The organism is Flavicella sp. (genome assembly GCF_037132785.1).
GTDB lineage: Bacteria > Bacteroidota > Bacteroidia > Flavobacteriales > Flavobacteriaceae > Flavicella.
This window is the reverse complement of sequence record NZ_JBAHZZ010000191.1, coordinates 1-10,229: the sequence shown is the minus strand read 5'-3', so window position 1 is coordinate 10,229 and position 10,229 is coordinate 1. Positions and strand designations below refer to the sequence as shown.

Sequence of the window (10,229 nt, the reverse complement as noted above, 5' to 3'; positions counted from 1 at the left end):
ATATAACTTTTAGTCTTTTTTTCTTGCAATAATGTTTCAATTACCACACGTTCTTTTAATGATAATCGGCTATGTTTTTTTGCTTTCATACAACAAATCTAAGATTTTGATTTGTTGCGTTAAGTTCTTGAATTCAAGATGTCCTTTTTTCTTTTTTTAACAGTTGCCATATTTGCATCTAACTTATTAATCAAATTATTATGAATTCAAATCCACAAGATGTTGCTACTAATATTAAAAACCTTGTTAAGTGATTCTTTCATATCGTTTAATTTGTTCCCTAAAATAACTTGGTTATTTAATATTTTATTTAGTTTTTAATGATAAAATTCTACTAAATAATCAATGTGAATTATTACAAGTTAAAGCCTCTTTCTACATCCGACAATGTGTTCTCGAAAAATTAGGAAAACCAATTTTAGAAGTAAAACAAAAACACTTAGAGACCAAAAACTACACATTACAACTTTATAAAATAGGCAATAATTTGAATCAAATCTCTCGTAAATTAAATTCTGGAATCAAGTTAAAATTAACAGATGAAGATTTGATAATAAATGATATTGAAGAACTAAAAAAACACATTATTGATATACAATCTAAACTTAACTAATATGGAAGAAAACAAAAAAGTATTGTATTTAATGCAAAACATATGTGACAAATTAGACGCTCTAGTAGATAATATTAATACTATAAAAGCTGACCAACTTGACAGCGAAACTTTCCTAGAATTCGTGAAATTACAGGAACTGTTAGTCACTAATCATAATGCGTTAGATAAAAATCAAAAAACTATGAATTCCCATATGATAAATTTAGCAAAAAACATGGGAAGATTAGGTAATAAACCAAATGTAATTAATCAAAAAAAAGAATATTATCTATTTGGTAAAGAAACTCCATTTTCATCTAAACTTCTACTAATTCTTATCGCTTTTATTTTTATAGCTTCTTCTGGGTTTAAATATATACCGATTTATTTAACAGAAAATAGTGCTATTAAAACAGAAAGAGATGAATATGAGTTGTTCTATCAGTATGTTTTTTTAGATGCTTACTCTAAAAATAATAAAATATCTAAAAACATTGCTTCAACGCTAAATGATATTCAGCAAAAAGATACGGTATTATTACAGTATGTGGATAAACTAAGCAAAAAATACAATACTCAATTACAAAAGAAGCCTTAGAAAAACAATTAGATAATTTAAATAAAGATGATAACAAAACTACAAAGTATTTCTTTCACAAAGAACGCTTTACTATACTGTGAAAAAGGAGGTGAAGTCTTAACTACTAATAAATGTTTTGGAAATGCAATTGATATTTATAATCAAATGAAAGAAAAAGAAGCACAGAATGATAAATGTACTAATAAAACATTTCATATAAAAATTAGAGCAGCTCCAGAAGATAAAGGAAAGTTAAACAACCAAGATTGGGTTGATATTGCTAATAAATATGCTTTAAAAACAGGATTTCAAGACAATATGTTTGCAGTCTACCTACATCAAAAAAAAGGAGAAGAAGAAAAAAACCATATTCATATAGTAAGTACAAGGCTAGATGATAAAAATTTGGCAGTATCAAATAGTTTTACTCATTATAAAAGTCAAGATTTTTCTAGAGTAATAGAAAAAGAATATAACTTACGAAAAGTAGGTAGAAAGCTTGAAGCATTAAAAATGAATCAAGAGTTTACTCCTAATAACAAACATACTGCAGACCTTAAAGAAGCTATTTTTTCTGCTATTGATATTTCAGATAGTCTTGAAGATGTTATATTTATTCTTAAAAACAAAAATATACAAACTAAAATAGGTCGGGGTATTTCTTTTACTGATGCTAAGGGAGTAAGAAAAAAAGGTTCTGAAATAGACAGAAAACTATCTTTAAAAGGAATTGAAAAACTATTATCATATGAACAACAGGAAAAACGAATGAATAAAAAAAATAGAGGTTTTAAAATGTAAATTTTTGATTAAAGAAGGGAACAATGTATAAAGCTATAAATAGACATTTATAGCTTTATATTTTTGTAGTTTTATATAAAAACACACTTATACTTTTATACAAGAATACAAACTGTACGTGACGCCTGCCGCTGAGGATCATTTTAAAAATCAGTTGATTTTTAAAACGGGAAAGAAAAAGTCTCAATACATGGGGTGCAATGTTGCATTTATGTTTTTTTTTAATTTTTTTTTAAAAAAAAAACTAACTTTAAATTAAAAGAATTAAAGTTGGCTATGAAGTTTACTAAAAGAACATACTTAAATAAAATATTTTTATTTCTTTGTATATGTTTTATTTTGTTATTTATACCTCAAATAACATTAAACAATTATCCGCTACCGACAATAACAAGTAAGTTTTTAGTTTTTACCTATGCATGTCTTTTTCTTGCCGTTATTACTATTTTTTCAAAAATAAATTTCAAAAAAAAAATAATTACATTCTCAAAATTAGATCTAGTATTAATTCTTTTGATTATTTATATTTCTATAAATAGGTATGTGTTTCAAAATAATTATAGTTTTCCCATTAGATACATAGAACTATTGGGTTTAAGCGTCATATATATATATATAAGAAATCTTAAAAGCGACTATATGTATTGGCTTTTATTAATGACTATTATTTCAGGTATTGTACAGGCTGTATATGGAAATTTACAATTACTAGGTTATTACCCCTCAAACCATTCTGGTTTTAAAATAACAGGAAGTTTTTTCAATCCAGGTCCTTATGCAGGGTTTCTTGTATCTGTGTTTCCAATTTCACTAGGTTTATATCTTTTTAAAGAAAAACTGATTAGACAAGTGTTGTTTGATGAAAAATATTTAATTCTTAATAGAATTATTAAATATACCTTTCATTACATTCCCCTTATTGGTGTAATATGCATTATTTTAGTTATACCAGCAACACAATCTAGAGCATCTTGGCTAGCAGTTATAGTGTGTACTTTTATACTGATAGAAGCACGCTGTCAAATTATAAAAAAAACATTTATTCAGTTTAATAACTTAAAAAAAACAGTTTTAATAGTTGCTACAATTCTTTTTATAGGAATAAGTTTATTAGGAGTTTATCATTTCAAAAAAGGATCATCAGATGGGCGCTTATTCATTTGGAAAGTCTCTACAGAAATCATTAAAGAAAACCCTGTATTTGGAGTGGGTTTTGATCGATTTAAAGCGCATTATATGAATGCCCAAGCTAATTATTTTGTAAGAAATGGTGAAACAGCAGAAGCTTTGGTGGCCGATAATACATATTATGCGTTTAATGAGTTTGTACAATTTATTACTGAAAATGGCTCTGTTGGCGTTTTGCTATTAATAGCTGTTATTTATTTTATTATTAAAACTAAAACGGTAAAAGAAGATGATTACCTAAGTGTAATTTTAAAAATAAGTTTACTAACTATTGGTGTATTTGCCTTCTTTTCCTATCCTATGCAAATTCTACCTATTAAGCTTGTTATAGTTGTTTTATTAGCAAGTCTTGTTAAATTAAATGCTAATAAAATAAATTTATTTGAGAAAACTAAAATAAGTTTCCAAAAACCAATCTTAAAAATATTGGTGGTAATTGGTTTTTTAGTAATAGGAGTTTTTAGTTTTAATTTCATATACAAATTAGATAATAGTTTTAAAAATTGGAAGCTAGCATTAAGTAGTTATCAATATGGAGATTATGAAAGTGCAATTAAAGAATATGAACAAGCATACCCAGAATTAAAAAACAATGGAGATTTTTTAATGAATTATGGCAAAACACTTTCTATATATAAACAAGATAAAAAAGCGATTGAAATTTTAAAACAAGCACAATTGCATTTAAATACTACTATTATAGAGACTGCTTTGGGAGATTCTTATAAAAACCTAAAAGAATACGATAAGGCAGAAATGGCTTATAAAAACGCTGCCAATATGATACCTATAAGGTTTTATCCTTTGTATTTATTAGCAAAATTGTATGAGGAAAATGAACAGAATCTAAAAGCGGTTGAGTTGGCAGAAACTATTTTAAATAAGGAGATAAAAATACCTTCAACAGCCATTAAAGAAATAAAAACAGAAATGAAAAAGATAATAAGTAATTATAAACAAAATAGTCAATGAATAGAAGAAACGAGTATTTAAGGAAATGTTTTTTTTTATTGATTTGTATTAGCACTTTAATAAACTGCACCAAACCTAAAGAAGATAAGGAAAGTTTAATAATCAAAAAAGAATATCTCCCAGATAAAAACGAAGTAAAGATTTTAGTTTTAGAAAAAGGAATCTTTAAAAAAGAATTAGTTAGTAATGGACGTTTGGTTGCCTTAGAAAAAAGCGAACTAAAATTTAAAGTGAGTGAAAAACTTACTAATATTTATGTTAAAAATGGTTCTTATGTTAGAAAAGGACAACTTTTAGCAAGTATAGATGCTATTACGTTTCAACAGAAAGTGACTAAGGCAGAAATAGATTTAAAACAAGCTACTTTAGAATTTAGTGATTTACAAATAAGACGTGGGTTTGATTCTGGAAATAAAGAAGACATTCCTGAAAAAGAATACGAAATGATGGCTATTAAATCTGGTCATAAAAATGCGTTGCATCAGTTAAAAAATGCACAGTTCGATTTAAAATCTACCAAATTAATTGCTCCTTTTAGTGGTAAAGTAGCGAATATGAATAGTAAAAAACACGACCTAATTAATTCTGGTAAAGAATTTCTTACTTTAATAAATGATGCTGTTTTTGAAGTAGAATTTTACGTGATAGAGTCTGAACTTAAGGATGTTAAGGTGAAAGACAAAGTTACTATTGCCCCTTTTGCTTCAAATAAAATGTATATGGGAAAAGTTTTTACAATAAATCCACAAGTTGAAAAGGATGGGACTATTCTCATTAGAGCTCAAGTAAAGAATGATGGTAGTTTATTAGAAGGAATGAATGTGAAGGTATTTATTAAAAAAGACATTCCAAATCAATTTGTTGTACCAAAATCTGCCGTAGTTTTAAGAGACAATCAAGAAGTATTATTTACCGTTAAAAACGGGAAAGCATATTGGACTTATATTTTAACTACGTTAGAAAATAGTAAAAATTATTCAGTAATACCAAACCCAGATAAGAGTAGTGCATCATTAAAACCTGGAGACACCATTGTTATTTCTAACAATTTAAATTTAGCGCACGATAGTGCCATTACCGTTAAAACTAATAATTAATAGTTTATTAAAATTTATATGGTTAAATTTTTAATACATAAACCGATTGCTGTTTTAATGACAACATTAGGTGTTTTAATCTTAGGTGTTTATGCTTTTGGTTTTATACCAGTTTCATTAATGCCAGATATCGATATTCCAGAAATTACAGTGCAAGTTCAGGTAGATAATATGTCTGCAAGACAATTAGAAGATGCTATTGTAAAACCTTTACGAGCTCGCTTAATGCAAGTGGGGCATTTAAAAGATGTAAAAAGCGAAACTACGAATGAATTAGGGATTATTAAGCTTAGTTTTTCTCATGGTAGTAATATCGATTATGCTTTTATTGAGGTAAATGAAAAGATAGATAGAATGATGGGGAGTTTACCAAAAACCATCAAACGCCCAAAGGTGATAAAAGCGAATGCTACAGATATCCCTGTGTTTTATTTAAGCATGACACTTAAAGAACCTGTTAAGAACAATAAAACAACAATTAATAAAATTGATGATTTATTTCCTGTTTCTCAAGAATTTGTAGATTTCAATCGTTTTTCTAATCAAGTAATTCGGAAACGAATTGAACAGATTAACGAAGTGGCTATGGTGGATATTAGTGGTTTAGTATCATCAGAAATTTTAGTAAAAGTAGATCAGAAAAAAATAGATGCTTTAGGGATTCGTTTAGACGATTTAGAGGCTGCTATTAAAACCAATGATTTAGATATAGGAAGTCTTTTAATTAAAGACAATCAATATCAATATGATGTTCGTTTAGGAAATTCTTTAAGCACAATAAATGATGTAAAAAATATCTACATCAATAAAAACAATAAGGTTTATCAACTGAAAGAACTTGCAGAGGTTATAGAACATCCGCAAAAAAGAACAGGTTTGGTGTTGTCTAATGGAGACGAAGCACTTACAATGGCAATCATAAAACAAAGTGATGCTAGAATGGGCGATTTAAAGACTTCTTTAAATAACTTAATAAAAAACCTAAAAAAGGATTATAAGCATATTAATTTTTCAATTACTAGAGATCAAACCAAGTTATTAGATGTTGCTATCAATAATTTATTACAAAGTTTATTATGGGGAATGCTTTTAGCGTTTGGAGTAATGTTTTTATTTCTGAAAAATTTAAAATCCCCATTATTAATAGGAATCACCATTCCAACCTCAATTATTATTTGTTTACTGTTTTTTCATCTTTTAGGGATTTCAATAAATATTATATCGCTTTCTGGTTTGGTTTTAGGCATTGGTCTAATGATAGACAATTCTATTATTGTAATCGATAATATTACCCAATATAGAGAAAGAGGTTTCAACTTATCAGAATCTTGTGTTTTGGGAACAAACGAAGTAATAAAACCGTTACTAAGTTCTGCACTAACTACCTGTGCTGTTTTTTTACCACTGGTTTTTTTAAGCGGTATCAGTGGCGCTTTGTTTTACGACCAAGCAATGGCTGTAAGCATTGGGTTATTCATTTCCTTTTTTGTTTCTATTACGTTATTACCTGTATTATATCGCTTATTTCACAAAAGAGAAAGTGATGTAATAGCACAGAAAATTAATTTCTTGTCCAAAATAAACACGTTGGATTATGCTGTTTTATACGAAAAAGGATTTCGTTGGGTAATGAAAAAGCAAGTGGCTTCTTGGAGTATTATTATCCTCCTTTTAGTTTCCGTTATTGGATTGTTTAGCATATTACCAAAAACACAAATGCCTACACTTACAAGTACAGAGGTTTTGTTAAAAGTAGATTGGAACGAACCTATTAATGTTGATGAAAATAAACGTAGAGTACTAGAAATTTTAAATCCTATTAAAGAAAACTTAATTAATCAAACGGCTTTAGTAGGCACACAGCAATTCATTCTAGATAAAAATGCAGATGCGAAAGGTTCAGAAATGACGCTTTATGTAGAAGCAAACTCAGAAACAGCATTAACGAATATAAAAAGGCATTTAAGTGATTTTTTGACAACAACATACCCTAACGCTGTATTTGTATATGAAGATGTAGACAATATTTTTAGTTTAATTTTCTCCAACAAGGAAGCTTCTTTAGTCGCAAAATTACGTCCTGTTGAAAATTTAGGAAGTCAACAGCAACAACAATTAAAAACTATTTGGCATCAATTACAAGCAAGTTCATACATCGTTAAGTTAGAACCTATTGCAATGCAAGAATATATGACATTGGTTGCAGATCAAGAAAAGCTAATGACATATAATGTAAATACAAATACGTTGTTTAGTACTTTAAAAAGTGCTTTTAATGAGCGTGAAGTGTTGTCAATTGTAGATAATCAAAACTTTGTACCGGTAATTTTAGGAGGAAGTGCAAAATATTTGAATGATATTTTAAATGAAACAACAGTTATTTCTAGAGATAGTGCTGTTTTTCAAGTGAAAAACTTTATTAAAACAGTAAAATCAGAAGATTTAAAAACAATTACAGGAGGTAATGAAGGTGAATATTACCCAGTAGCATTTCATATAGATGATGCTCAAGTAGAAGCCACCATTACAGATATAAAGAAAGTAGTTGGTAAGAATTCTCAGTACGATGTTCATTTTTCTGGAAGTTTTTTTTCTAATCAAGAATTAATGAGCGAATTAAAAATAGTGTTATTAATTTCTTTAGTGTTGCTGTATTTTATTCTAGCCTCACAATTTGAATCTTTTGTTTTACCATTAATTATATTGTTAGAAGTACCTATAGATTTAGCAGGTGCATTTTTGTTTTTAAAACTTTTTGGTATGAGCATTAACTTAATGTCTATGATAGGTATTGTAGTAATGAGCGGTATTATTATTAACGATTCTATTTTAAAAATAGATACCATTATTCAATTACGAAGACAAGGGTATTCTTTAATGAAAGCATTATTAGTAGCAGGTCAAAGACGTTTAAAACCCATATTAATGACCAGTTTAACAACAATTCTAGCTTTGGTGCCTTTATTATTAACTAGCGGAATAGGAGCAGAATTACAAGCACCTTTAGCAATAGCGTTAATTGGTGGTATGCTTTTGGGTACAATCATCAGTCTATATTTTATACCATTATGTTATTATCAATTTATGAAGAAAATATGATTCATTATACAAAATTAAAACAAGTAGCTATTGGAATTTGTTTCTTATTAAGTTGGGCAAAAGTTAGTGCGCAAAAACAAGAGACTTTATCTATTCCCCAAAACATAACACTAAATGATGTTTTAAAACTAGCAGCTAAAAACTCTTTAGATATTTTTAAGGCAAAACGAAATTATGGTGTTAATTATTGGGAATTCAGATCCTATAAATCAAGTTTATTACCTAAAATTGATTTTACTACTACTCCTTTTACATTCAATAGTGCTTTAATAGAACGCTATGATTCTGAACAGAATATAGATGTATTTAGGCAACAACAAACAATTAATAGTTTTGCAAGCCTTTCTGTAAGTCAAAATATAAGAGCTACAGGTACAAGTTTATATATAACGTCTAGTTTTAATAGGCTTGAGAATTTTGGAGATTATGAAACTAAAAGCTTTAACACAACGCCTGTTACCATTGGTTTAGTACAACCTATAATGGCTTTTAACAGCTTTAAATGGGAGAAAAAAACAGCAACTTTAGAGTTTCAAAAATCAAAACAAATTTTTTTATACGAGCTACAAACCATAAATTTAAATGTGGTTAATTTATTTTTTAATTGGGCATTAGCTAGTAAAAAGGTAACCATTGCTAAAGAAAATAAAGCTACCTCTAAAAAATTATTTCATATTGGTAAACAACGGTATGATTTAATAGCTATAGAACTCGATCAGCTTTTAAACTTAGAATTAGATGTGTACAATGCAAATACTAATTTAACTCAAAATAAACAAGCGCTTCAAAAAGCAACTGCAGCATTAAAATTATTTTTAAGAGATAAACTGCCTGTTGGCGCACTACCCCAATTACCTGAGTTAATTTCAGATTTAACAATAAACTTAAATCAAGCCATAGAATTAGCCTATCAAAATAATCCAGATATACTTGATTTAAAGATACAAAAAATAACAGCTTTAAGAGATTTAGATGAGACGATAAAAGACAATAGATTCGATTTATCTATAGCAGCTAGCTATGGTTTAAATCAGCAAGCAGATACTTTTGTAGATGCTTATAGCGGATTTTCAAACCAGAAAATGGTAAGTATTCAATTTAGTGTTCCTGTTTTAGATTGGGGAGAACGCAAAGGAAAGATTAAAACCGCTAGAATGAATAAAGAGGTGGTAGATATAGAACTCCAACAAAATGAAGAAACCTATAAGCAAGATATTACACAAAATGTTTTAGACTTTAACATTCAGCATGAGTTGGTATTGGGAGCGCTAAGAACAAATGAAATATCAAAAGAGTCGTATCATTTAACGGAAAAACGTTTTTTATCTGGTAGTGTAGATTTTTTAAATTTGACTTCTTCTAGAAAAGCTTGGCAACAAGCCAATGAAAACTATATACAAACCTTACAAAGTTATTGGGCGTTATATTACAAAGTACAACAATTAACACTCTATAACTTTATTGATAATACTCCATTACTACAAGATTTTAAAACCAGAATAGACAATTAATTTAAGAAAATGCTATGACTTATTCTGAAAGAAAAGAAAAAGAATCCCATTTATTGTACTTAATAGAGCATAGAAGGTTATACTCATTAGAAAAAACAGCAAATAATTTTGAATGTAGCGTAAGAACTATAAAAAGAATGTTAACCAGCTTAAGACTTGAGGGCTATAAAATCTGTTATTGTAAAAAAAATAGTAATTATTTCCTTAATAAATAGTAGAGTGACAGAAACTGTCTCTCTTAGGGGTTAACTTTGTAGAAAACAATAGAATTGATTCTTGTTGAAGAGTCTCATTAACGAATAACAAAATATGAAAAGATTGATCATAACAGCGGTAATACTTATTTCAACACTTCAGACAATTGTAGGGCAAGAGAAAAATGAATT

At 28.0% G+C, this 10,229-nt stretch carries 6 protein-coding genes; all 6 read left to right on the top strand.

Annotated features, from left to right (window positions below):
• Window positions 1–614 precede the first annotated feature (614 nt).
• The 6 genes from V5787_RS12155 to V5787_RS12130 all read left to right on the top strand — a co-directional run bounded on the left by V5787_RS12155 (window position 615) and on the right by V5787_RS12130 (window position 9,843).
• On the top strand, window positions 615–1,193 hold the full coding sequence (locus V5787_RS12155; protein WP_336893473.1) for a hypothetical protein: 579 nt from the start codon (window positions 615–617) through the stop codon (window positions 1,191–1,193).
• 27 nt (window positions 1,194–1,220) lie between these two features.
• Window positions 1,221–1,976: a hypothetical protein gene (locus V5787_RS12150; RefSeq protein ID WP_336893472.1), complete on the top strand. Its 756-nt coding sequence runs from the start codon at window positions 1,221–1,223 to the stop codon at window positions 1,974–1,976.
• Window positions 1,977–2,615: 639 nt separating this feature from the next.
• The gene (locus V5787_RS12145) at window positions 2,616–4,136 is read left to right on the top strand and encodes an O-antigen ligase family protein (protein WP_336893471.1); all 1,521 of its coding nucleotides are present in this window, start codon (window positions 2,616–2,618) and stop codon (window positions 4,134–4,136) included.
• On the top strand, window positions 4,133–5,233 hold the full coding sequence (locus V5787_RS12140; protein WP_336893470.1) for an efflux RND transporter periplasmic adaptor subunit: 1,101 nt from the start codon (window positions 4,133–4,135) through the stop codon (window positions 5,231–5,233). Before V5787_RS12145 ends, V5787_RS12140 begins: the two co-directional genes overlap by 4 nt.
• Before the next feature lie 18 nt (window positions 5,234–5,251).
• A complete protein-coding gene (locus V5787_RS12135) occupies window positions 5,252–8,332 on the top strand; it encodes an efflux RND transporter permease subunit (protein ID WP_336893469.1) in 3,081 nt (1,026 codons plus the stop codon).
• The gene (locus V5787_RS12130) at window positions 8,302–9,843 is read left to right on the top strand and encodes a TolC family protein (RefSeq protein ID WP_336893468.1); all 1,542 of its coding nucleotides are present in this window, start codon (window positions 8,302–8,304) and stop codon (window positions 9,841–9,843) included. The genes V5787_RS12135 and V5787_RS12130 overlap by 31 nt, the downstream gene beginning before the upstream one ends.
• Window positions 9,844–10,229: the final 386 nt, after the last annotated feature.